At 30.4% G+C, this 24,281-nt stretch carries 27 protein-coding genes; 19 read left to right on the forward strand and 8 right to left on the reverse strand.

All coding sequences use genetic code 11. The features are described from left to right. The 12 genes from OLM54_RS16560 to OLM54_RS16615 all read left to right on the forward strand — a co-directional run bounded on the left by OLM54_RS16560 (nucleotide 1) and on the right by OLM54_RS16615 (nucleotide 11,756). A complete protein-coding gene (locus tag OLM54_RS16560; RefSeq protein ID WP_264535680.1) occupies nucleotides 1-981 on the forward strand; it encodes a hypothetical protein in 981 nt (326 codons plus the stop codon). Between the two features lie 16 nt (nucleotides 982-997). Beyond that, on the forward strand, nucleotides 998-2,284 hold the full coding sequence (locus OLM54_RS16565) for an oligosaccharide flippase family protein (RefSeq protein WP_264535681.1): 1,287 nt from the start codon (nucleotides 998-1,000) through the stop codon (nucleotides 2,282-2,284). Continuing rightward, on the forward strand, nucleotides 2,274-2,807 hold the full coding sequence (locus OLM54_RS16570) for a class I SAM-dependent methyltransferase (protein WP_264535682.1): 534 nt from the start codon (nucleotides 2,274-2,276) through the stop codon (nucleotides 2,805-2,807). The genes OLM54_RS16565 and OLM54_RS16570 overlap by 11 nt, the downstream gene beginning before the upstream one ends. Nucleotides 2,808-2,848: 41 nt before the next feature. Next, the gene (locus OLM54_RS16575; RefSeq protein ID WP_264535683.1) at nucleotides 2,849-4,090 is read left to right on the forward strand and encodes an O-antigen ligase family protein; all 1,242 of its coding nucleotides are present in this window, start codon (nucleotides 2,849-2,851) and stop codon (nucleotides 4,088-4,090) included. Next, the gene (locus tag OLM54_RS16580) at nucleotides 4,074-5,159 is read left to right on the forward strand and encodes a glycosyltransferase family 4 protein (protein WP_264535684.1); all 1,086 of its coding nucleotides are present in this window, start codon (nucleotides 4,074-4,076) and stop codon (nucleotides 5,157-5,159) included. Before OLM54_RS16575 ends, OLM54_RS16580 begins: the two co-directional genes overlap by 17 nt. Beyond that, a complete protein-coding gene (locus tag OLM54_RS16585) occupies nucleotides 5,156-6,421 on the forward strand; it encodes an O-antigen ligase family protein (protein ID WP_264535685.1) in 1,266 nt (421 codons plus the stop codon). The genes OLM54_RS16580 and OLM54_RS16585 overlap by 4 nt, the downstream gene beginning before the upstream one ends. Continuing rightward, nucleotides 6,402-7,517, forward strand: coding sequence for a glycosyltransferase (locus OLM54_RS16590; protein WP_264535686.1), 1,116 nt, complete (start codon nucleotides 6,402-6,404; stop codon nucleotides 7,515-7,517). Before OLM54_RS16585 ends, OLM54_RS16590 begins: the two co-directional genes overlap by 20 nt. A gap of 148 nt (nucleotides 7,518-7,665) precedes the next feature. Further along, a complete protein-coding gene (locus OLM54_RS16595) occupies nucleotides 7,666-7,938 on the forward strand; it encodes a hypothetical protein (RefSeq protein WP_264535687.1) in 273 nt (90 codons plus the stop codon). Next, nucleotides 7,914-8,438, forward strand: coding sequence for a hypothetical protein (locus OLM54_RS16600; RefSeq protein ID WP_264535688.1), 525 nt, complete (start codon nucleotides 7,914-7,916; stop codon nucleotides 8,436-8,438). The genes OLM54_RS16595 and OLM54_RS16600 overlap by 25 nt, the downstream gene beginning before the upstream one ends. A gap of 130 nt (nucleotides 8,439-8,568) precedes the next feature. After that, nucleotides 8,569-9,552 carry a UDP-glucuronic acid decarboxylase family protein gene (locus OLM54_RS16605; RefSeq protein WP_264535689.1) on the forward strand — a complete coding sequence of 328 codons (984 nt, stop codon included), beginning with the start codon at nucleotides 8,569-8,571 and terminating at the stop codon, nucleotides 9,550-9,552. Between the two features lie 75 nt (nucleotides 9,553-9,627). After that, nucleotides 9,628-10,989 carry an undecaprenyl-phosphate glucose phosphotransferase gene (locus tag OLM54_RS16610; RefSeq protein WP_264535690.1) on the forward strand — a complete coding sequence of 454 codons (1,362 nt, stop codon included), beginning with the start codon at nucleotides 9,628-9,630 and terminating at the stop codon, nucleotides 10,987-10,989. Then, nucleotides 10,989-11,756, forward strand: coding sequence for a glycosyltransferase family 2 protein (locus OLM54_RS16615; protein ID WP_264535691.1), 768 nt, complete (start codon nucleotides 10,989-10,991; stop codon nucleotides 11,754-11,756). The genes OLM54_RS16610 and OLM54_RS16615 overlap by 1 nt, the downstream gene beginning before the upstream one ends. Nucleotides 11,757-11,938: 182 nt before the next feature. Here OLM54_RS16615 and OLM54_RS16620 read toward each other — a convergent pair whose 3' ends face one another. Genes OLM54_RS16620 through OLM54_RS16635 form a run of 4 tightly spaced genes read right to left on the reverse strand, consistent with a single transcriptional unit; the run spans nucleotide 11,939 to nucleotide 14,415 of the window. Continuing rightward, nucleotides 11,939-12,466, reverse strand: coding sequence for an ORF6N domain-containing protein (locus tag OLM54_RS16620; RefSeq protein WP_264535692.1), 528 nt, complete (start codon nucleotides 12,464-12,466; stop codon nucleotides 11,939-11,941). 42 nt (nucleotides 12,467-12,508) lie between these two features. Further along, nucleotides 12,509-13,819, reverse strand: coding sequence for a phenylacetate--CoA ligase family protein (locus OLM54_RS16625; protein ID WP_264535693.1), 1,311 nt, complete (start codon nucleotides 13,817-13,819; stop codon nucleotides 12,509-12,511). After that, the gene (locus OLM54_RS16630) at nucleotides 13,820-14,122 is read right to left on the reverse strand and encodes a HigA family addiction module antitoxin (RefSeq protein ID WP_264535694.1); all 303 of its coding nucleotides are present in this window, start codon (nucleotides 14,120-14,122) and stop codon (nucleotides 13,820-13,822) included. A gap of 11 nt (nucleotides 14,123-14,133) precedes the next feature. Further along, complete coding sequence (locus OLM54_RS16635; protein ID WP_264535695.1) at nucleotides 14,134-14,415, reverse strand: type II toxin-antitoxin system RelE/ParE family toxin; 282 nt, start codon at nucleotides 14,413-14,415, stop codon at nucleotides 14,134-14,136. Between the two features lie 96 nt (nucleotides 14,416-14,511). Here OLM54_RS16635 and purD point away from each other — a divergent pair, with 96 nt between their 5' ends. Further along, nucleotides 14,512-15,786 carry a phosphoribosylamine--glycine ligase gene (gene purD / locus OLM54_RS16640; RefSeq protein ID WP_264535696.1) on the forward strand — a complete coding sequence of 425 codons (1,275 nt, stop codon included), beginning with the start codon at nucleotides 14,512-14,514 and terminating at the stop codon, nucleotides 15,784-15,786. Here the strand turns inward: purD and OLM54_RS16645 are convergent. Next, complete coding sequence (locus tag OLM54_RS16645; protein WP_264535697.1) at nucleotides 15,778-16,008, reverse strand: DUF6341 family protein; 231 nt, start codon at nucleotides 16,006-16,008, stop codon at nucleotides 15,778-15,780. The genes purD and OLM54_RS16645 overlap by 9 nt on opposite strands. 139 nt (nucleotides 16,009-16,147) lie before the next feature. Between OLM54_RS16645 and OLM54_RS16650 the strand changes: the two genes are divergently transcribed. Then, the gene (locus OLM54_RS16650; protein WP_264535698.1) at nucleotides 16,148-17,077 is read left to right on the forward strand and encodes a DUF6427 family protein; all 930 of its coding nucleotides are present in this window, start codon (nucleotides 16,148-16,150) and stop codon (nucleotides 17,075-17,077) included. On the opposite strand, the gene upp is transcribed toward OLM54_RS16650, so the two are convergent. After that, nucleotides 17,072-17,725 (reverse strand): uracil phosphoribosyltransferase, encoded by a 654-nt coding sequence (upp, locus tag OLM54_RS16655; RefSeq protein WP_264535699.1) that lies wholly within the window; start codon nucleotides 17,723-17,725, stop codon nucleotides 17,072-17,074. The genes OLM54_RS16650 and upp overlap by 6 nt on opposite strands. Nucleotides 17,726-17,835: 110 nt before the next feature. Between upp and OLM54_RS16660 the strand changes: the two genes are divergently transcribed. The 3 genes from OLM54_RS16660 to OLM54_RS16670 all read left to right on the forward strand — a co-directional run bounded on the left by OLM54_RS16660 (nucleotide 17,836) and on the right by OLM54_RS16670 (nucleotide 19,988). Next, the gene (locus OLM54_RS16660) at nucleotides 17,836-18,441 is read left to right on the forward strand and encodes a DUF4254 domain-containing protein (RefSeq protein WP_264535700.1); all 606 of its coding nucleotides are present in this window, start codon (nucleotides 17,836-17,838) and stop codon (nucleotides 18,439-18,441) included. 39 nt (nucleotides 18,442-18,480) lie between these two features. After that, the gene (locus tag OLM54_RS16665) at nucleotides 18,481-19,491 is read left to right on the forward strand and encodes a glycosyltransferase family 9 protein (RefSeq protein WP_264538577.1); all 1,011 of its coding nucleotides are present in this window, start codon (nucleotides 18,481-18,483) and stop codon (nucleotides 19,489-19,491) included. 89 nt (nucleotides 19,492-19,580) lie between these two features. Next, on the forward strand, nucleotides 19,581-19,988 hold the full coding sequence (locus OLM54_RS16670) for a helix-turn-helix domain-containing protein (RefSeq protein WP_264535701.1): 408 nt from the start codon (nucleotides 19,581-19,583) through the stop codon (nucleotides 19,986-19,988). A 2-nt stretch (nucleotides 19,989-19,990) separates the two neighbouring features. Here the strand turns inward: OLM54_RS16670 and OLM54_RS16675 are convergent, their stop codons facing one another. Next, complete coding sequence (locus OLM54_RS16675; protein ID WP_264535702.1) at nucleotides 19,991-20,392, reverse strand: hypothetical protein; 402 nt, start codon at nucleotides 20,390-20,392, stop codon at nucleotides 19,991-19,993. Nucleotides 20,393-20,803: 411 nt separating this feature from the next. Further along, complete coding sequence (locus OLM54_RS16680) at nucleotides 20,804-21,856, reverse strand: ferredoxin--NADP reductase (protein ID WP_264535703.1); 1,053 nt, start codon at nucleotides 21,854-21,856, stop codon at nucleotides 20,804-20,806. Nucleotides 21,857-21,981: 125 nt separating this feature from the next. On the opposite strand from OLM54_RS16680, the gene OLM54_RS16685 reads away from it, so the two are divergent. Beyond that, nucleotides 21,982-23,442, forward strand: coding sequence for a DUF5687 family protein (locus OLM54_RS16685; protein ID WP_264535704.1), 1,461 nt, complete (start codon nucleotides 21,982-21,984; stop codon nucleotides 23,440-23,442). Between the two features lie 93 nt (nucleotides 23,443-23,535). After that, nucleotides 23,536-24,231, forward strand: a complete 696-nt coding sequence (locus OLM54_RS16690; protein WP_264535705.1) for an ABC transporter ATP-binding protein — start codon at nucleotides 23,536-23,538, stop codon at nucleotides 24,229-24,231. The last annotated feature ends 50 nt before the right edge of the window (nucleotides 24,232-24,281 follow it).

The following is a 24,281-nucleotide window of genomic DNA, read 5'->3' on the forward strand; positions in this document are numbered from 1 at the left end:
ATGAGTACAAAAGTACCCCAAAATACCACAGATCAGGAAATTGATATTTTTGATATTTCGAAAAGTATAACGAGTTTTATTGAGAAAACAAATGTTTTTATTTTTCGCGTTATCCATTTTTTTGTTCGCAACTGGATTTTAGTTTTGATTTTGATTGGTCTTGGTTTTGGTCTTGGTTTATATTTAGATGCCAGTAAAAAATCATATAACAATCAGATTATTGTAACTCCTAATTTTGGAAGTGTTGATTATTTGTACTCAAAAATTGATTTGATACAAGCTAAAATTATTTCGGGCGATACTGTCTTTTTGAAAAATGTAGTTGGTATTGCACATCCGCAAGCAATAAAAAAAATAGAAATTAAACCAATTTCTGATGCTTTTAAATTTGTAGAAGATAAAGAGCAAAATTTTGAACTTATTAAATTAATGGCTGATGATGGCGACATTAATAAAGTTTTAGTTGATAATGTTACCAGTAAAAATTATACACTTCATACGATTTCTTTTGTTTCAAATGAATTGACAGATGAAAATAAGTTTGTTGAGCCATTACTAAAATACCTGAATAGTTCTGAATATTTTAATGCTGTTCAAAAAATTGGGTTTAAAAATCTGGAACAGTTAATTGCTCAAAACGATACAATTATTTCTCAGATAGATCATGTTTTAAATGGTTTTACAAATTCTGTAAAAAACACATCTAAAAACGACAAATTGGTATATTATAATGAAAACACACAACTGAATGACATTATAAAAACAAAACAATATTTAGTTACAGAACAAGGAAAGAACCGATTAAAGCTGGTTGGTTTTGATCGCACAATTAAAGAAATCAGTTCGACATTAAATATAAAAAACACGCAATCGCTAAATGGAAAACTAAAATTCATTTTACCGATTTTGTTTATTTTGATGTTTGTTTTCATTTATCTTTTCAAAGGTTTTTACAGAAAACAATCTCAAAAGAACCTTTAGAATTAAAGCTAGAAACATGTTTACAAATAAATTTGCTGAAACTATTGTTGCAAACAAAAGGCATATTAATTCTTCCTTTTTTTTGTTTTTAATCAATTTCATCAATTTTGTTTATCCACTTTTGATCTCGCCAATTATTATAAAAAAATGTGGCCTTGAAGGTTTTGGTTTAGTGATTCTGTTTCAATCCGTTTTCATTTTTATAGCCTCAATAACAGATTATGGTTTTAATATTAATGCCACCAGAGAGATAACATTAAATCAAAATAAGGAGCAATTTGTAAACCATCATTTTTTTGTAATTGGTTATACAAAAGCACTTTTGTTGTTTTTAGCACTTTTGCTTTCGATATTCATTTACTTTCTTTTACCAAAGGCAAATGAATATTCTACACTGTATTTTTTATCTCTGGTTATTTTAATTGGAAGAGCTTTTAATCCTTTATGGATTTTACGATCAATACATAAAATCAAATATTTTTTTTACTTTTTTATTCTCTTCAAACTAATAAGTTTTTTAATAATCTGCTTCTTTTTGAATGATGAAAGTAATTTATATCTGGTGAATTTAACCATTGGATTATCTGATTTTTTAACCTGTTTGTTGTCGATTTTAGTTTTGTTTTTTAGCATGAAATGGCATTTTTGCAAACCAGATATTGCAGCTATCAAAAAAGAAATTATAACGGGTTTTAGCATTTTTATTCAGGTAATTTCAATTAACGCCAATGCTTATCTTAACCCGGTAATTTTAGGTTTATTTGTAAATGAATATGCTTTGGGGATTTATTGTGTGGTCGAAAAAATTATTTTGGTCGTTAAGTTTTGTGGCTCATTTGTCATTCAGAGCATTTTTCCAAAAGCTTGCGAAGTAGCGGCAAAAAGCATTTTTAGTTATAAACTTTTTTCGCGAAAAATATTTCTTTTTTTATTGGTTTCGATGATTTTGGCAGGCATACTCTTAACTGCTTTTTCAGACATTTTTGTTTCTTATTTCTTAAAAACGAATAGATTAATTTGCAGTGAATTTTTAGTTTATAACGCCTGGATTCCTTTTGTGGTGGCTTTAAATATGGTTCCGTATATGACCTTTATGGTTTTTGGAAAACAAAAAAGCATAACATCAATTATGATATTTTCTGTGATATTGAATGTTGTTATAAACGCAATTCTCTCAAAATATTATGGAATCTATGGTATAGCCACAGGAATTTACATAACAGAAATTTTTATTTCAATATCTTTATGGGCAATTTTAATACTTAAATTCCCAAAACTTAATTTTATGAACAATGACAAATAAGCTTAATATTGGTTGCGGAAATGATATTAAGGAAGGGTTTGTAAATCTAGATATTACACAATTACCCGGCGTTGATGTTGTTTGCGATATTGAAAATAGCCCATTACCATTTGAAGATAATTTTTTTGAATACATTGTATGTATAGATGTTTTAGAACATGTTGAATACATCAAGGTTTTAAAGGAAATACACAGAGTTTTAAAACCCGGAGGCATTGTCGAAATTAGAGTTCCACATTTTACATCGAGTAATAATTTTATTGATCCTACGCATAAAAAAATGTTTTCATTTCGAACTTTCAATTTTTTTGCAAACAACATAAAGTACAATCGAAATTATTATTTTGATTTTCAGTTTAGCGAAGTCCTCTATTCGAAAATTACATTTATTCGCAAAAATCCTATCAATTGGCCTTTTATTGTCTGGGTAAACATTAATAATGTAACCAAAAAAATTTACGAAGAAACATTCTTTCGTAATATCGCTCCGGCATTTAATGTTGAGGTTCAGCTGAAAAAGTAAACAAAAAAAAGAATCTATTTATAAATCGATTTTAGTTAAAAGTGAAAATAAATACAAATAATCTTAAATTGATTTTGACAGTTTGTTTGATTACATTTTGTATTCAAACGCCTGATGTTAAGTTAGGTTTTGTAAAAATTTCAGAGATTTTATTATTACTTATTGTACCATTTCTCTTTAAAAAATCGATCAATAAATTTATATTTTATTTTCTTGTTTTTTTTACCGTTGAAGCCATTTTGGGGCTTATAATGACATCAACACATCATTTTGAAATTCTTGGGCCATCAAAGTTTAAGGCACCATATATTATAACAATTGGTCGTTATTTTGAGTTAATAGCCTGCATAAGTTTGTGCATTTTAACATTTCGATTGTTTAAAAAAAGCCCTCAGGATTCAAAAAAAATAATTGACTATTTAGTAAATTGGAATGTTGCTATTACAGCAATTTTCTTTTTGATTTTTTTAGTCGTTAAAATTGGTCTGTTGTCAGCGCAGCATAGTATTGTTATTTATGACTCAAATAGATTAAGAGGACTTTATAATGAAGGCGGACCATTTGGATTAATGCTGTCTTTTATTTTTATACTTACCTTTTTTCAGGAAAATACACGTCAAAGGCTTTTTAAACAACTATTTTTATTTATAATTATTGCTTTTTGTGCCAGATCTAAAGCCGGAATTTTATTTGTTGTTGTTTGGATAGCATTATATAACTTCCAAATTTTGAAACACAAACTTCGTGCATTTGTAATTCCGTTGATACTCATTTTTTCGGTTGGATTTTACTTTCTGTTTATTAACGTTAGTTATATGTATTTTAATGAATTTAACAGAATAAAATTATCAATTAAAGAGCGTCCAACAGATATTAATTTAATTTTAGGAAGAGTTTCTGGAGTTTACATTGTACCAAAAATGGTTGAAGATAATCCTGTTTTTGGAATCGGAATGGGGAATTATCCATTATTAAGAAATAATGCCGAATACAGATCTATTTTTCCTAAACCACCAAAAGAATCAATAGATATTGATGCACATGGTTTTGGCGGAATTGTAGATATTATTGTAGAAATGGGACTTGTTGGTTTTTTCTTTTTTATGTTTATTATTTATGGTTTGTGTCAGGAAATAAAAACTTTTAATAAAGGAACCGTTTTAGTGTTGGGTTTTTTACTGATTTATTGCTTTGGTGTGCAAATTTACTTTTTATATCCATGGGTATTATTGGCTGTTATTTTGGCCTACAGAAATAATTATATAGATGAAATTAGTAATTGATATTAGGCTGATAAATGCCTCTGGAATTGGAACCTATTTAAAGAATGTAATTCCGGGGATTTTACACGCATTTGATGAGGTTTCTGTTTTAGGGAATACTGCAGAAATTCAACTTTTTGATTGGAGTAAAAATGTTGAAATAATAGAATTTAATGCAGCTATTTATTCAATAAAAGAGCAAATTCAATATCCATTTATAGTTCCAAAATGTGACATATTATGGTGTCCGCATTTTAATGCACCAATTTTTTCTGTCAAAGCCGATAAAATTGTAACAACAATTCACGACGCCTATCATTTAAATCCGAGTGCTTCCATTTCTTATTTAAAGAAAAAATATGCTAAAATTTTATTTGAAAATGCAGTCCGAAAATCTAAAATAATATTTACCGTTTCAGAATTTTCAAAATCTGAAATTTTAAAATATACAAATGCCAATCCTGAAAAATTAAAAATTGTTTATTGTGGAGTCGATAAATCATTTTTTAGAAATGTAAAATATAAATCGGATTTAAAACTTCCTCAAAATTATATTCTGTATGTTGGAAATATAAAACCACATAAAAACCTGATCGTTTTATTAAAAGCATACGCTTCTTTTTCAGAAGAATTTAAATCAAAATATTCATTAGTTTTTGTTGGCAAAAAAGAAGGTTTTTTAACAGAAGACAACCAAATTCACAATTTTATAATCAGTAATAATCTGCAAAAACACATTACATTTACAGGTTATATTGACGATTCTGAAATTCCAAAGATTTATCATGAAGCAAGATTATTTGTTTTTCCATCTTTATATGAAGGTTTTGGATTGCCAATTTTAGAAGCACTCGCTTCACACACAAAAGTAATAAGTTCAAGTGCAGCAAGTTTACCCGAAGTGGGAGGCGAAGCAGTTCTTTATTTTGATCCAGACAATTATTTAGAACTTGCCGGAATAATTAAAAACAACATTGAAGATTCGTCTAAGAATGAACTTTTATTTGCTCAAGGCGAAAAACAATTAGAAAAATTCACCTGGAAAAAATCTATTGAAGAACATTTAAATGCATTTAAAAAATTAAAATGAAACAATTTATTTTAAAATATAATAATTCCGTTTTCTATTTTTTTCTATTAGCAATAGCACTCTTTCCTATTTTACCAATGGGAGTAGAAAGTGTTTTAATGTTTAGCGGATTTCTGTTTTCGCTTCTTTATTTTATTGTTGAAGGGAAAAACTTTTGGACAAAAGAGAAAACAATTCAATTGATTTTATTTTCCTCATTATTTTTAATTTTTACATTTTCATTGCTTTACACTAACGATGTTAAAACAGGAATTAAATTCATAACCAGACTTTTACCAACTATTTTGTTTCCGGCTATTTTTTTATTCAATGAAAAAAAAATTATAAATACTGATCGATTCAGTAAAATAACCAGCGTTTATTGCGGTGCAATATTACTTGTACTTATCTATTTGAATATTGTTTTGTTTCAGGAACTATATATTTCCAGTGTTAAATTTTGGGATTTCAGACAATTTATCGAAATAAAAACAAAAGTACACGGGACTTATCTGGCCATGTGGGTAGGTTTTGCAATTGTTCTCCTTTTATATAAAATTAAAAATGAAATTTTGTCAGCAAAAAAGTATTCTACTATTTTTTTGATGTTGTTTGTTATCGTTTATTTCTTTTATTGGCAATATGTCATAGGTTCCAGAATGCCTTTTTTGGCAACAATAATAGTTTGCTTTTTTTGCCTTTTTAAAAATCTAAAACAAATGGTTTTGGCTGCTATTTTATTAGTCTTTTTAAGTGCGCTATTGGTTTTAAAAATGGATAGAATTGGCGAAAGATTTGGGAAATTAAAAAACTACGATTTCACCTTTCCAGAAGGAAAATACGAAGATAATTATCCCAATATTAGTAACGAGCAAATTAGAAATGGAATTTATTTTTGCAGCTACCAAACTCTAAAACAAGAGCCTTTTTTGGGTTATGGAGTTGGAGATGTTGATGCCAAATTACAATCCTGTTATGATAATACTTTTACCAATACTGATACTTATAAAGTAACAAATTATAATTCGCACAATGAGTATTTAAATATAATTTTATCAGCAGGAATTCTTGGACTTATTTTGTTTTTACTATCTAATTTTTATTTTATAAGAAAAGCGGTTAGCAGAAAATCAGGTATTTATATCTCATTTATTTCATTTGTTTTTCTAAATTTTTGCTTCGAAAACATTTTAAGCAGACATGATGGTGTTGTTTTTTTTAGTTTTTTTAATTCCCTACTTTTTTTTCAATACAATAATTTAAATGAAAAAAGCACTAATTAACGATTGGTATTATGTAAATGGAGGTGCAGAAAAGGTAATTCATTCTCTTAACTCCATTTGGGATGATTTTGATCATTTTGCATTGATTGATTTTTTAAATAATGACGATCGCAATTTCATACTTAATGGAAAAAAAGCCAGGACAAGTTTCATTCAAAAATTACCAACAGCAAACCAAAATCATCGTAAATTTTTGCAATTATTTCCATTAGCAATTGAACAATTTGATCTAAGTAATTACGACCTAATAATTAGTTCATCATCTGCAGTGGCAAAGGGAGTTCGTACAAAAAAAAATCAATTACACATTTGTTACTGTCATTCACCTATGCGCTATGTTTGGGATTTGCAAGAGCAATATTTGCAGGACGCAGGTTTAAATAAAGGTTTAAAAGGCTGGTATGCAAAATATGTTTTAAATAAAATTAAAAAATGGGATCTTGCCAATTCTCAAAATGTTGATTTTTTTATTGCTAATTCTAATTATGTTGCCCAAAGAATAAAGCGAATTTATAATCGGGAATCGACTGTGATATATCCTCCGGTTGATGTTGATTTTTTTGAGTTGGAAGAAAATAAAGAGAATTATTATTTTACATCGTCACGTTTAGTTTCATATAAAAAAGTTCAGTTAATTGTAGAGACGTTTAATGAATTACCTCATTTAAAATTAATTGTTGGAGGAGACGGACCAGAATTTCAAAAATTAAAAAAAATAGCAAAAAGCAATATTGAATTTGTTGGCTTTGTTAATTATGAAAAGCTTAGAAAATTAATGCAAAAAGCAAAAGCATTTGTTTTTGCAGCCGAAGAAGATTTTGGAATAATTCCAGTCGAAGCACAAGCCTGCGGAACTCCGGTTATAGCCTTTGCAAAAGGTGGAGCTCTGGAAACTGTTGTTGAAAATCAGACAGGAGTTTTCTTTGAAGAACAATCAATTCAAAAATTAAAAAACGCCATAAGGGCTTTTGAAAAAATAGAATTTGACCCCAAAAAAATTCGGGAACATGCAATTAGATTTTCTAAGCAAAGATTTGAAAATGAAATGAAAACTTTTGTTGAAAGCAAATTTAAAGAGCATTTAACTAAAAGATAATTGAAATAAGAATAACGTTATCATTTGAGATTTTTTTGAGAAGATATACAATATATTGTTAAAGATTTAATCAAAAGTTTTTCTGGAAACGAATAATTTTAACAGTAAAATAACTATTTTTAAAAAATTAATCTCAAATCATTAAGTCATGAAAAAATTATTTTCAATGTTTACATTGTTTATTTCAGCAATATGTTTTTCTCAAATTTATACGCCTTATGGTATTACATATGCTACTACAAATGCCAGTACAACAAGCAATATTGGAATTGCTGTAACTGATCCAAACGAGAAATTAACAATAGACGGAAATATAAACCTTATAAATCCGCCAAATGTGACTCGTAAAATTGGATTTACAACATCTGATAGTTTTCAAATTCGCAAACAAATAATATGTCAACTGCTACGTATGGTATGACTTTCGGTAGATTTGATAATTCTAGTTCATCACCAACAATTTCATTGTCCGGATGGAATGGAGTTAATTTTTATACTAATAATACAGAAAGAATGAAAATAAGTGGTTCTGGAAAGATAGGAATTGATGTAACAACATTTCCAACAAACTCGCTTTATGCAAATTATAAACTTTTTGTAAAAGGTGGTATTTTAACAGATGAAATTCGTGTTAGTTTAAGCGCAAATGGAACTTGGGCAGATTATGTATTTCTTAACAATTATAAATTAATGCCTTTATCAGAATTGGAAACGTTCATTTCTATTAATAAACACTTACCAAATGTTCCTTCTGCTGAGCAAGTAAAAGAAGATGGAATTAATCTAGCAGATATGATTAGAATTCAACAAGAAAAAATTGAAGAGCTTACACTTTATATGATTGAACAAAACAAAAAGATTGAAGCCTTAGAAGCAAAAATTACAAAAAAGACTAACTCTAGAATTCTAAACAAACATTAATGTTAACAAAAAGGCAATAATTTGTTTTTAAAGTGTTATAAAGCTGTCTAATTAATTTTAGACAGTTTTTTTTTAGAATTGTTTTTATAATTTTCAAATCAGTTACATTTGCGATGTATAAATAACCATTATGAAAAGAATACTTATTACCGGAGCGGCGGGTTTTTTAGGATCACATTTATGCGATCGCTTTATCAAAGAAGGATATTATGTTATTGGTATGGATAATTTGATAACGGGAGATCTTAAAAATATTGAGCATTTATTTAAATTAGAACATTTTGAATTTTACCACCATGACATTACTAAATTTGTGCATGTTCCGGGTGATTTAGACTATATATTACATTTTGCTTCGCCAGCAAGTCCAATTGATTATTTAAAAATTCCTATTCAGACTTTAAAAGTTGGATCTTTAGGAACACATAATTTATTGGGTTTAGCCCGAGTAAAAAAAGCCAGAATTTTGATCGCTTCAACTTCTGAAGTTTATGGAGATCCGCTTGTACATCCACAAACAGAAGAATATTATGGAAACGTAAATACCATTGGACCAAGAGGTGTTTATGATGAAGCCAAACGTTTTCAGGAATCTATTACAATGGCATATCATACTTTTCATGGCGTAGAAACCAGAATTGTCCGTATTTTTAACACTTACGGACCAAGAATGCGTCTTAATGACGGACGTGTAATTCCGGCATTTATTGGTCAGGCACTTCGCGGTGAAGATTTAACCATTTTTGGAGACGGAATGCAAACCCGTTCGTTCTGTTATGTCGACGATCAGGTTGAAGGTATTTTCAGATTATTACATTCTGATTATGTTTATCCGGTAAATATTGGAAATCCGGATGAAATCACTATTAAAGATTTTGCCGAAGAAATTATCAAACTAACAGGAACAAATCAAAAAGTGGTGTATCATCCTTTGCCAATAAACGATCCGTTACAACGTCAGCCGGATACAACCAAAGCAAAAGAATTATTAGGCTGGGAAGCAAAAGTTAGCCGTTCTGAAGGAATGAAAATTACATACGATTATTTCAGATCACTTTCAAAAGAAGAACTTTCAAAAGAAGAGCACAAGGATTTTTCGAATTACATCAAATAATATTAGAAAAAAGTAATTTCATAAACTATATAAAATCAGGATACGTAGTAAAATGATGGTTTACAGTAACTAAATATGACAGTAACAGGAAGATACTCAAAATATATCAGGCCAATTAGTATATTAATCGACCTTGCGGTAATTACTGCGGTAAACTTTTTTGTATTTAAAGGGCTTGTTTCAAACATGCTGTTTTTTATTTTCTATCAATATATTGGTTGGGGATTATTAGCTTTTTCAATTCAATTTTATGAGGTTTATCGTTTTACAACTCCAATTGAAATTGCTTCAAAAATACTTAGACAGGGAATTTTATTTCTTCTGGTTGTGATCGCTTTTTTTCCTTTTTCGAGAATGACTGTTTTTCGGGAATCGTCAATTATAATGTTTATTTCGCTTGTATTGATGTTAGTATTTATTTTTAAATTTTCATTGTTTTTTTATTTAAAAGAATATAGAATAATAACAGGCAGTAATTATAGAAACGCTATCATCATTGGATTTACACCGGAAGCAATTCGTTTAAAAAATCTTTTTGAAATTAGAAAAGATTATGGATATCGATTTCTCGGATATTTTTCAGACAAGAAAGCAGGTATTGACATTACAGGAAAACTGACCGACCTGAAGCCTTTTGTAATTGAGAATGCTGTAGATGAAATTTATTGCTCTTTGAATGAAGTATCAAATAGTTACTTAAAAGATTTAATTGAATTTGCAGATGAGAATAAAAAAACCATAAAATTTATTCCGGACACAAAAGAGATTTTTTCAAAGAATTTAAAAATAGATTATTACGACTTTTTCCCTGTACTTTCCTTAAAGCAAACAATGCTTAATGAACCTGCAATACAATTGTTAAAACGTTCGTTTGATGTTTTTTTCTCCATTTTAATAATTGTTTTTGTACTGTCATGGCTGGTTCCCTTATTGGCAATTTTGATAAAATTAGAATCAAAAGGCCCTGTTTTTTTTAAGCAGGGAAGACCGGGATTGGGCGAAAACGAATTTGTATGTTATAAATTCCGCTCCATGCGAATTAATAAAACTACCGAAAAAGAAGCTTCAAAAAACGATCCTCGCGTTACAGTAATTGGTCGGTTTATTAGAAAAACCAGCATAGATGAATTGCCGCAATTTATCAATGTTTTAAAAGGAGACATGTCGGTTGTTGGACCAAGACCACATCTTTGGTCGCAAAATAAAGAATACGGAAACAGAGTAAAAAAATATATGGTGCGGCATTGTGTTAAACCAGGAATTACCGGACTGGCACAAGTGAGTGGTTTTCGAGGCGAAATCACAATAGAAAGAGATATGATTAACCGAATAAAATTTGATGTTTTTTATATCGAAAACTGGTCTCTCATTTTAGATTTGAAAATAATTTTTCAAACTGTAATCAATATTTTCAAAGGCGATAAAAAAGCATATTAATGAGTGAATTAGTTTCGATTATAACACCAACTTTTAACGCCGAAAAATACATTAAGGCGACAATACAATCCGTGCAAAATCAAAGTTACCCAAATTGGGAAATGATTTTGGTTGATGATGCTTCTACAGATGAAACAGTTTCTATAATAAAAGAATTTGCTCAGAATGATAATCGAATAAAGCTAACCGAATTATCTAAAAATTCAGGAAATGGCTTTGCCAGAAACGTAGCTTTAGAAAACGCAACCGGAAAATATATTGCCTATTTAGACGCAGATGATTTGTGGTTTCCGATTAAATTAGAAAAACAGATTGCCTTTTTAAAAACAAATAATTTACCCTTTACATTTAGCTTTTACGATTGTATAGATGAAGAAGGAAACAATTTGCGCAAACGTGTTGAAGCACCTTTAAATTTAACTTACAAACAATTGTTTTTTTGCAATTATGTAGGCAATTTAACAGCAATTTACGATGCAGATTATTTCGGAAAAATTGTAATTGAAGCCACACAAAAAAGACAAGATTGGCGATTGTGGCTTACTATTTTAAAACAAATAAAAACTACTAAACCAGTTCCGGAACCTTTAGCGTTTTACAGAATTAGAAAAGATTCTATTTCATCATCAAAATTCAAATTGATAAAACACAATTTTGGTGTTTACCGAGATTTTCACGGATTTAATTTTGTGTTTTCTGTTTTATTAATGATCCGATTTTTATTTACGCAATTGATTATTAAGCCAAAATATATAAAGAAAGCATAGGTATTCTTCAAGGTCGCAAATTGCGACCTTAGAGAAATCGGTTTCCATTTTAAATCTTGAAGTCGCAAATTGCGACTTCAAGTTTAGAATCTTCAAATCCTACTAAGGGAAACATACAACTTGAGGTCACAAATTGTGACATCAAGTTTTCAAAGTCACAATTTGTGACCTTGAAAAATTTATTATTTTTTATATCCAATTTTCACTCTTTCACTTCCATCTTCTTTTTTCTCAGTTAGTTCATCTAAATAAGAAAAAACCAATTCAATATTTTTATCATGATTCTCTAACTTCTTCTGAATCTGTAGAATATCAACTTTTATTTCTGTTGTATCCTGAAGCATTTGTCTCACTTTCGTGAAAATTCGCATGATCTGAATATTGGTTTGAATTGCTTTGTCGCTATTTAAAATACTTGATAACATCAAAACGCCATGTTCTGTGAATGCCATTGGTAAATACCGCAAACCCATCTTTTCAGAATTGGAGGTCGCAAATTGCGACCTCCAATTTTCAAATTCTATTTTAGTAAGTTCAAACATAAAGTCTTCAGGAAAACGATTCCTGTTTCTTTTTACTTGTTCTTTTAATCTTTTAGTTTCTATTCCATAAAGTAAAGCCAAATCACGATCAAGCATCACTTTTTGACCGCGTATAAAATATATTTTATTAGAAATAGTTTCTTCAGAAAGTAGAGAATGATCGTCCATGAGTTTTTTATTAGTAAAAACAAATGTAAGATTTTATTTATATTATAAATACGATTTAAATTGCTTTAATTTTCCGCGATTAGTTCTTTCCAGAACTGTTTTTCGAGTAAAAGTGAAGTTTAAATTAGGTTCAAGATACAGCGCAATAGCTTCTTTAATTTTCTCAATTTGATCTGAATTCAATTCTTTTTCAGCAACATATTCAATTTCAAAAGTATCTAATTGCGTTTGTTTGATGATAAATTCTTTTACATTTCCGTCATCTTCAATAATGGTTTTGGTTACATAATAAAAGGTCAAACCGGGCGATTTTTTCCCGCTTGGTAAGATTGCTACATCATTGGTTCTGCCAATTAATTTTTTTAAAATTGGTTTTTGAGGATTGCTTTTTTCATCCAGAATTCCAATATCGCCAATATCATATCTTATAAAAGGATTTGCTTTATTAAATAAGGAAGTAATCACAATTCGACCTTCTTGTCCGTAAGGGAGAACATTATTATTGTCGTCTAAAATTTCGACAAACAGCGTTTCAGCATTCACTTGCCATTCGCCTTTTGGGTTTTCAAAAGCAATTAAATCCAATTCTGATGCACCGTATTCGTTAATAATAGGAATACCAAATTGTTTTTCAAGAAGTTTTTTATCTGATTCAAAAAGCATTTCCGAAGTAACAAAACAAGCTTTTAAAGTTGGACAAACTTCTTTTAATGTGATGTTTTTCTTTTCTAAATATTTAGCAAATAAAACAATCGAACTCGTGTAACCATTGACATAATCGAATTTTTTCGATTTGAATTTTTTTAAAAATTTTTCCAGAATTTCATCTGATAAATCAAAAACCGGAAAACGAAAACGTCCGCTCAAAAAATCCTTAAAACGTTCTTTTTGATATCCAATAAAATCCATCGGAATACCATAAAAACGAGCTTGGTACGAATGATTAAAATCAATGCCAAACCAGCCAAAACGCATAATATTTGACGCCCAGGTTAAAGCGTGAGAATATTTATCTTTAGCAAAAACAAAAGGCGTTCCGCTTGAACCGGATGTTTTGTTGAGGTAAACATTTTTTAAAGTAAATCCTTTTGAAAGCCTTTCTTCAAGTGGTTTTTGTAAATTTTGTTTGTTTAAAATGGGTAAATCTTCCCATTTGATATCCGTTTTATTTCCTACTAATTCCTGATAAAATGAATTATTTTTCAAATGAAAATCGACAATTTCTTGTTTTTTATTTTGAAGAAAAACAGCATAATCTTTTTCAGATAAATTCACGATTTTACTCAATTCAGTTTTTGCTTCCTTTATAGGAAAGCCATTTAATTTTAAGGAAAGATCAAAAAGTGAAATCATTTAAACTGCTTCTTTTAAGTCGTAACGTTTAATCGATTTTAACTCCTGACTTTTGTTTGATTCTTCTTGTTCAATATCAAAATCGTCTTGAAGTCCCAACCAAAATTTAGCTGAATTTCCAAAATAGTGACTCAAACGCAATGCAGTATCAGCCGTAATTCTTCGGTTTCCTTTAACAATTTCAGAAATTCTTGTCTGTGGAATTTTCAAATCTTTAGATAAACGATATGGAGTAATGTTTAGAGGAATTAAAAATTCTTCTGCTAAAATTTCTCCGGGATGTATATTTTTTAGTTTTTCCATTTTATAATTTTTTAATGATAATCAACAATTTCCACATTTAAAGCATTTCCATTTTCCCAAACAAAAATTATCCGCCATTGATTGTTAATCCTTATACTGTAAAAATCTTTTAAATTACCACTCAGCTTTTCTAATCGGTTTGAAGGCGGAATTCTCAAATCGGTTAAGTTTTGAGAGTTGTGAAGCATTCTGAGTTTTCTTCTGCCAATTTGTTGTATGTCAACGGAAGGTTTTTTAACAACAATACCATTCCAAATTTTTTCAGTTTCTTTCGACCCAAATAAAATTATCATACCTTTCGCATTACTAACGTCAAAAGTAAGTAAAAAAAATTATTATTTAAGGTTAAAACCCACTATTTTTGCACCACAACTAAATACAACTATAACATGACAATTTTACTATTGGGATCAGGCGGAAGAGAACATGCATTTGCATGGAAAATGATTCAGAGTCCGCTTTGCGAAAAACTTTTTGTTGCACCAGGAAATGCGGGGACGGCTGCAATTGCTACAAATGTGGCAATGTCTCCAACCGATTTTGATGCAATTAAAACATTTGTATTGCAGGAAAATGTAAAAATGGTGGTTGTAGGACCAGAAGATCCTTTGGTAAAAGGGATTTACGATTATTTTAAAAACGACGAAAGTTTACAGCATATTCCTGTTATTGGACCATCAAAATTAGGAGCTCAACTTGAAGGAAGTAAAGAATTTGCTAAAGAATTCCTGATAAAACATAACATCCCGACTGCTGCTTACGACAGTTTTACTGCAGAAACAGTAGAGAATGGATGCGTATTTTTGGAAACTTTACAACCTCCGTATGTTTTAAAAGCAGATGGTTTAGCGGCCGGAAAGGGAGTTTTGATTATTCAGGATCTTGATGAAGCTAAAACTGAATTGAGAAATATGCTGGTTCACCAAAAATTTGGAGCAGCAAGTTCTAAAGTTGTGATCGAAGAATTTTTGGACGGAATCGAATTAAGCTGTTTTGTTTTAACTGACGGAAAAAGCTATAAAATTCTTCCAACGGCAAAAGATTACAAAAGAATTGGTGAAGGAGATACAGGATTAAACACAGGCGGAATGGGAGCGGTTTCTCCGGTTCCTTATGTTGATGCTGTTTTGATGGAAAAAATTGAAACAAGAATTGTAAAACCAACTATTGAAGGTTTCCAAAAAGACGGAATCGAATATAAAGGTTTTGTATTTATTGGTTTGATTAATGTAAAAAATGAACCAATTGTTATTGAATACAATGTAAGAATGGGTGATCCTGAAACTGAAGTTGTTGTACCAAGATTAGAATCTGATTTGGTAGAATTGTTTTTATCAGTTGCAAATCAGGAATTAGATACTTTCGAATTAAAAGTTGATCCAAGAAGTGCGACTACAATTATGGTAGTTTCCGGCGGATATCCTGAAGATTTTGAAAAAGGAAAAGTAATTACCGGATTAGAAAATATAACAGATTCTATAGTTTTTCATGCAGGAACAAAATTAGATGGCGAAAATGTCGTTAGTAATGGAGGACGTGTATTGACTGTAACATCATACGGAGACGATTTTCAACAGGCCATAAAAAAATCTTACCAAAATATAGATAAACTAAATTTTGATAAGATGTATTTTAGAAAAGATATTGGCTTCGACTTACTTTAAAAAAGAGTGAGCTGTAGTATCTTGATTTTCTGTTCCGGCGTCATCAAAAATGCGTAATTGTTTAATCCAATAAACGATTGCGCATGCGCAGATGATCATGAAGATCCAGTTAATTGTATTCGCACCAAACCAACTAACACGTTCAAAATGACGTAAAAAGTCAAGTGGAGCAAATAAAATGTTAACGAATAAGTATTGTATTCCTTCAAAAAAAGCTGTCATAATTTATAAAATTATATGTTATTTATTGTTGTGTCACGCATTGAAAACAAATTCAGATTTTAGAATCTTTTTTCAACTTGTTGGTTTTACTTTTTAAACAAGTATTATATTTACAATCACAAAAGTATAAAATATCCTTATGATAACAAGTGTTTTTAGAAAATCTACACCATTAAATTATTCATTGGTCGTAATTTTAATACTGGTTTTCTTTTTTATGTTTCAATTTCAGGAACCATCGTGGATGAGTTCTTCATTTTTGGCGTTTCAAAAAATGAGTTTATTGTGCTTTTTATTTGCATCTTTTTTTCTGATAAATTTTATCGTAAAAAAGAACGGACTCAGTAAAGACAACGGTTACGCGATATTTTTTTACTTATTGTTTCTGTTATTTTTTCCAACAATATTCAATAATGCAAATGTTATATATGCCAACTTTTTTATTTTGCTGGCACTTCGAAGGCTGATTTCTTTACAATCATTAAAAGCTTCAAAAGAAAAAATATTTGATGCTTCTTTTTGGATTTTAATAGCTTCTTTATTTCAATTTTGGTGTATTCTTTTTCTGGTATTGGTTTTTATATCGATTATTTTTCACGTTTCACGCGATTATCGAAACTGGGTTTTGCCTTTTATTGCGCTTATGGCTGTTGCAGTAATTTTTTTATTGATATCATTAATCTTTCATATTGACGCTATTGCCTTTTTTCAAAAACGTGCTGTAGTCGATTTTAATATTGATTATTTTAAAGATAATTACGAAAACGGAGCTCTTTCAATATATGTTGCTGTTGCTTTATTTTTTGTGGTTTCGATGTTAATGACTTTTTCAAACAGACCTCAAATTGTGCATTCATCATACAAAAAAATTGTAGCGTGCTTTTTTATAGCGGCTTTTGTTTACCTTATTTCGCCTAATAAAAGCAACGATTTATTGCTATTCAGCATTGCTCCTTTAACCATGATGGCATCAAGTTATGTCGAATATGTGCAGCAAAAACTGAACAGTGAAGTTGTATATTATACTTTGATTGCGTGTAGTTTATTTACTTTTTTTACACAATTATAATTTGCTTCCGTAAGCAAGATCGCCGGCATCGCCAAGTCCCGGAACAATGTAATTTTTCTCATTTAGTTTTTCATCCAGAGAAGCAATCCATAAATGACAATTTTCAGGCAGATTTTTTTCAAGATACGCTACGCCTTCAGGTGCGGCAATAACAACAACAATATGAATTTCACTTGGAGTTGCATTCTGAACTAATTTTTCATGAACTGCCACAATCGATTGTCCTGTTGCCAACATGGGATCGAGAAGTAAAACAGTTTTATTATTGATGTCTGAAACAGCTTGATATTCAACCCTAATTTCAAATTCATCATCATTATTTGGATGATATCTGCAAGCCGAAACAAAACTATTTTCGGCATGATCAAAATAATTTAAAAAACCGTTATGAAGCGGTAATCCGGCTCGTAAAATCGAACATAAAACCAAATCGTCATTTATTTGAGTCGTTTTTTTTATGCCAAGCGGTGTTTGAATGTCAACATTTTTATACGATAAATCTTTGCTAAGTTCATAAGCCATGATTTCACCAATTCGTTCTATATTTTTTCGAAAACGCATACTGTCGTTCTGAACATTGATGTTTCTGATTTGACCTAAAAAGTGGTTTAGTACGCTGTTATTTTCAGAGATATAATGAATTTTCATGATGAATGTTTAAAATTATAATTACAATCTTAGCAAAAACGAAAAATTTCTACTTTTTTTCGGACTATAAAAGTATAAAAAGTATCTTTGTTACTCTAAAAAATAAAGACATGTTTTCAAAATTAGCATATTCTGTTTTCGAACAAAGCATTAAAGATTATCACCAGTTTGATAACGTTGATCAACCGATAAGCAATCCTTATCCGAAAGATAAATTTGAACATTTATTATATTTGAAAAACTGGATTGATACTGTTCAATGGCATTTTGAAGATATTATTCGTGATCCGCAAATTGATCCGGTTGCTGCATTAACTTTAAAAAGAAGAATCGATGCATCAAACCAGGAACGTACTGATATGGTAGAATATATCGATAGTTATTTTTTACAAAAATACAGCGATGTAAAAGCAAAAGACGGAGCAAAAATCAATTCTGAAAGTCCGGCTTGGGCTTTTGACAGATTGTCTATTTTGGCGTTAAAAATTTATCACATGCAAGAAGAGGCTAATCGTGCAGAGGCTTCGCAAGAACACAGAGATAAATGTCAGGAAAAATTAAATATTCTTTTAGAACAAAGAAGTGATTTATCAACTGCAATTGATGATTTGCTGGCTGATATTGAAAGTGGAGAAAAATTCATGAAAGTGTACAAACAAATGAAAATGTATAATGACGATGAATTGAATCCGGTTTTATACCAAAATAAAAAATAATTGGCAGAATTGTCCAATAAAATTAAGCATATAGCCGTCATGAGACTTTCTGCAATGGGAGATGTCGCCATGACGGTTCCTGTTTTACGCGCTTTTGTAAAACAGTATCCGGAAGTTAAACTAACGGTAATTTCACGCCCGTTTTTTAAACCGTTTTTTGACGGAATTCCAAATTTGGAGTTTTTTGCTTTTGATGAAAAAGAACGTCACAAAGGTTTTGCGGGACTTTTGAGATTGTTTAAAGATATACGGAAATTAAAAATTGATGCTTTTGCAGATCTTCATAATGTTTTAAGATCTAAAATTGTGAGTTTGCTTTTCGCTTTAAGCGGAAAAAAAAGAGCGACAGTCGACAAAGGCCGTGACGGAAAAAAAGAATTAACCCGCGCCGAAAATAAAATTTTCAAACAATTACCAACAATGTTCGAAAGGCACGCAAAAGTGTTTGAAGAACTTGGTTTTCCTTTAAATTTATCTAATCCTAGTTTCCCTGAAAAGGCAAAATTGAGTTCAGAAATCTTAGAAATTATCGGAGATCAAAATCAAAAACTAATTGGGATTGCACCTTTTGCACAATATGATTCTAAAGTTTATCCGTTAGATTTAATGACGGAAGTTATTACAACTTTGGCAAAAAATCCAGACTATAAAATTTTGCTTTTTGGTGGTGGAAAAAAAGAAATCGAAATTCTGGATTCACTTTCACAACCATTTGATAATGTAATTAATATGGCTGGAAAAATTAAATTTCAGCAGGAGTTACAATTAATAAGCAACCTCGATGTCATGCTTTCTATGGATTCTGGAAATGCACATATTGCGGCAATGCTTGGCGTAAAAGTAATTACACTTTGGGGCGCAACACATCCTTATGCGGGATTTTTGCCTTTTAATCAAAGCTTAGAAAATGTGTTAACTTCTGACAGAAATCAATATCCAAAATTACCGACTTCTGTTTACGGAAACAAAATTGTTGAAGGTTATGAAGATGCAATGAGAACGATTTCTCCTGAGAAAATAGTTTACAGTATTCAGTCGCAGTTATCATAGAAAATTTGAAATTTCATTTTATTTCTGAAATTCCAACTTTTTAATTCAAATGGCTTTATCTTTGATTCTTCAAAAAATTGATATTCATTATGGAACAGAAAATACATCAGGGAAGAAACGTAAAACGTTTCAGAGAAATGCTTGGCATCAAACAAGAGGCATTGGCTTTTGATCTGGGAAATGACTGGAATCAGAAGAAAATTTCTATGCTTGAGGCAAAAGATGTTATTGAAAATAGCCTGCTTAAACAAATTTCAACAATATTAAAAATTCCAGTTGAAGCTTTTCAGAATTTTGATGAGGAGCACGCGGTGAATATTATTGCCAACACTTTTCATGAAGGAGCAGTTGCTAATAATTCTGGATATTTCAATTGTACTATTAATCCGATTGATAAAATCGTACAAATACATGAAGAAAAAATTGTGTTATATGAGCGTATGTTGAAGGAGAAAGATGAATTGGTGGCAAGACTTGAAAAATTAATTAATAAATAATTTCAGAGCAGCTCAAAGAAAAGATATCCCATTGCTTTCTTTTTGTTTCTGTCGACTACGACTTTAACAAAATGATTTTCTTTTTCTGTAGCCAGTAAAATATGTTCAAAATCCTGGGTTGAATTTCTGTAAACTTTATGTATCAATTCAGATTCCTTAATTTTATTGGATAAAATTTTGGCTGCTTTTAATTCACTTACAAAAGGCCAAATATTAAAATAACTATCATTAGAAACTGATATTTCTGCCAGTCCATCAATCATTGATGCATTATATTTTTCTTGCGAAAGTAGTTTAGGTCCTTTTTTGTTTCTTCTTTTTTTAATTATAAAATAGACACAAACAATAGATGTAATTACAAAAAGTAATATAAAAGACAGACGAAGGTAGTGATGCATTGCCATGATATTTAATGTTTAAAGTTGACAATTTAGTTAAGCTTTAGAAATCTCAAAAAACAGGAGATTGCGATTACTATAATTTCACCTCTAATATAATAAAAATTCAGCAATATTTTAGCAAAAATTTGTTTTTATTGTAATTTCACTTATAGGCAGATTTTCTCCAGTCGCAGTCGCAGTTGCAGTCGCAGTCGCAGTCGCAGTCGCAGTCGCAGTTTTCAGTAACTAATAGACATAAAAAAGAGTTTGCATTGCAAACTCTTTTTATAACTGAGACTGATAACTGAGACTGATAACTGAGACTGATAACTGAGACTGATAACTGAGACTGATAACTGAGACTGATAACTGAGACTGATAACTGAGACTGATAACTGAGACTGAAAGCTGAGACTGAAAGCTGAGACTGAAACTCTATACGTCGTCGTAATCTACATAAATAGATTCTGAAGTTGGATGCGCCTGACAAGTTAATATTAAACCCGAAGCGATTTCTCCGTCAGTTAAAATAGAATTTTTAGTCATTTCTGCAGTTCCAGAAGTTACACGCGCTAAACAGCTGCTGCAAATTCCGCCCTGACAAGAATATGGAGCGTCGATTCCTTGTTTTAAAGCGGCGTCAAGAATGGTTTGTTTTTGAGACATTTCGAAAGTAACTTCATCATCATCAACCAAAACGGTAATTTTTGTATGTCCTTCTAATGAAGTTTTTATTTCATGTTCTTGTGATGAAGATGTAAAAAGTTCGAATTTAATGGCTGATTCTTTTACATTTTTTTCTTTCAAAATTCCGGAAACGGTATTGATCATTTCTTCGGGACCACACAAATAGAATTTATCAAACTCTAATTCTTTATGTTTGTTATTGAGCACAAAATTTACAGCTGATTTTTCGATTCTGCCAAACAAAGCATTTTCGGCTTTAGCCTGACTAAAGACATAATGCACAAAAAAGCGTCCCACATATTGCAATTGCAAGTCGTGTAATTCCTGGTAAAAGATGGTATCTTCGGGAGTTCTGTTTCCGTAAACTAATACGAATGAACTTTTTGGCTCACTTTTTAATATCGATTTTATAATAGAAAGTACAGGCGTAATTCCGCTTCCGGCAACAAAAGCTGCGTAGTTTTTTTGTCTTTCGGCATCTGGTTCAAAAGTAAATTTCCCTTCAGGCTGACCTACTTCAAGAACGTCTCCGGCTTTTAGTTTTGTATTGGCAAACTGCGAAAACAAACCATTTTTTACTGCTTTTACAGCAATTCGTAATTCGCCGCTTTCTGGTGCTGAACAAATAGAATATGCACGACGAATTTCTTGATTATCAAGCGTTAACTTTAAATTTAGGTATTGTCCGGCAACAAATTTATAGTCTGATTTTAGTTCTTCGGGAACATTAAAAAGTACAGAAACCGCATTGGCAGTTTCACGTTTAACCTCTTTAATTATAAGTTTTAAGAATGAAGGCATGATTTAATATTTTATGCAAAAGTAGCAAACAGCAACTAATTGATAGGTACTAAATTATTATTTTTAACTTTTTTTGTAACGTTTTCTTACATTTGGTCTCTTACTTTAAACTCAAAACCAAAACCATGATTAAAAAGTTTATTTATCTCGAATGGAAAGCCTTTACAAGATCAGCCTCTTTTGGAGCAAATTTGGCCATGAAAATTTTGATTGGTTTTTTGATGATCTATTTTTCTGTCATCTTTATCGCAATGGGAGTCGGGACATTTTATCTTCTTAAAGAAATGAATCTTGAACCATTAATAACCGTCAACAAATTTTTAATTTATTATTTTTTATTTGATTTAGTGATTCGTTTATTAATGCAGGCAATTCCTGTACTTAATATAAAACCGTTGTTGGTTTTACCTTTTAAAAAACCAACTATTGTTCATTTTTCGCTGGGCAAAACGGCTTTATCATTTTTCAATTGGGTTCACGCTCTTTTTTTTATTCCTTTTGCAATCGTATTATTGTTAGAAGATTATGATGTTATTGGAATTGTATTTTGGCTTTTGGCAATTTTCTCTTTAATATATATCAACAATTTTCTAAATATTATTTTAAGTAATATCGACAAATTGTTTGTTGTTTTTATTGGAGTTGCTTTGGCTTTGGGTGCAGCTCAATATTATGATTTGTTTAATATCACTGTTTTTACAACGCCTTTTTTTCAAGGACTTTATACGCAAAAAGGTTTGTTTTTAATTCCTGTTTTGGTTTTAATTGCATTGTATCAATTTACTTTTAAATATTTCAAAAACAATTTATTTCTAGATGCCGGACTTTCTAAAAAGGAAGATATTGCAACGACCGAAAATCTTGCGTGGCTAAATCAATTTGGAACTATAGGAACATTCCTTAAAAATGATATTAAATTAATTCGAAGAAATAAAAGATCGAAAACGACTCTTATCATGAGTTTTTTCTTTTTGTTCTACGGACTGATCTTTTTTGGTAATACGCACCAACCTGCGATCATGCATATTTTTGCCGGAATATTTGTTTCGGGCGGATTTTTATTTGTCTTTGGACAGTTTGTACCAAGCTGGGACAGTTCGTATTATCAATTAATGATGACACAAAATATTCCGTATCGCGGATATATTACGTCAAAATGGTGGCTGGTTGTAATTGCTACTTTTATCTCGACCATTTTAGCCTCTTTTTACCTTTTTTACGGATGGGAAATTTATCTGACTATTGTAGTTGGTGCCATTTATAATATTGGAGTCAATTCACATTTGGTACTTCTTGGCGGAGCTTTTACAAAAACACCAATTGATTTAAGCAATGCAAGTGGCGCTTTTGGTGATAAAAAAGCATTCAATGTAAGTGCGATGCTGCTGACTTTGCCAAAATTATTATTGCCTTTGGGATTATATGGTATCGGACTTTATTTAGGAAATAAAAACCTTGGATTAGCTTTGGTGGCCGGAGCAGGAATTTTAGGTTTTATTTTTAGAAACAGTGTTTTTTCATTAATCGAAAAAAGATATAAAATCGAAAAGTATAGTACAATAAGCGCTTACAAACAAAAGAGTTAATTAGAGAATGTGCCAATTTGATAATGAGATAATTTTTATCGGATTGCGAACCAAATTAACGATTAACCAAATCAACAATTAAACATTAAAAAAATGATACAAGTAAACCAACTTTCAAAAATATATAACGGAACAACAGTTTTAAACATTCATAATCTTGAAATTCCGAAAGGGCAAAGTTTTGGATTAGTGGGAAATAACGGAGCAGGAAAAACTACTTTTTTTAGTTTATTGCTTGATTTGATTCAGCCTTCGACAGGAAATATTAAAAGTAATAACATTCAGGTCAATGAAAATGAAAACTGGAAATCTTTTACGGGTTCATTTTTAGATGAAAGTTTTTTGATTGGCTATTTAACTCCCGAAGAATATTTTTATTTTATTGGAGATTTGCGTCATCAAAACAAAGCTGATATTGATGCATTATTAGCACAGCATGAAGAATTTTTTAATGGAGAAATCCTGAATAATAAAAAATATCTTCGCGATTTGTCTAAAGGAAATCAAAAGAAAGTGGGGATAATTGCCACACTTATAGGAAATCCGGAAGTAGTTATTCTGGATGAGCCTTTTGCGAACTTAGATCCGACAACCGTGAGTCGATTAAAAAAAATAATAAAAGAACTGGCGCAAAATCCAAACGTTACAGTGCTGGTTTCCAGCCATGATTTGCAGCATACCGTTGAGGTTTGCGATCGAATTGTTGCCTTAAATAAAGGAGAAATCGTAAAAGATATCCAAACATCGGAAGAAACCTTACAAGAACTCGAATCGTTTTTTGCAGTTTAAGTGTCGATATGTCAAAAAGAAACGTAATTTTACAGGGCTTTTATACTAAA

It is taken from the genome of Flavobacterium sp. N1736 (assembly GCF_025947065.1).
Lineage (GTDB): Bacteria > Bacteroidota > Bacteroidia > Flavobacteriales > Flavobacteriaceae > Flavobacterium.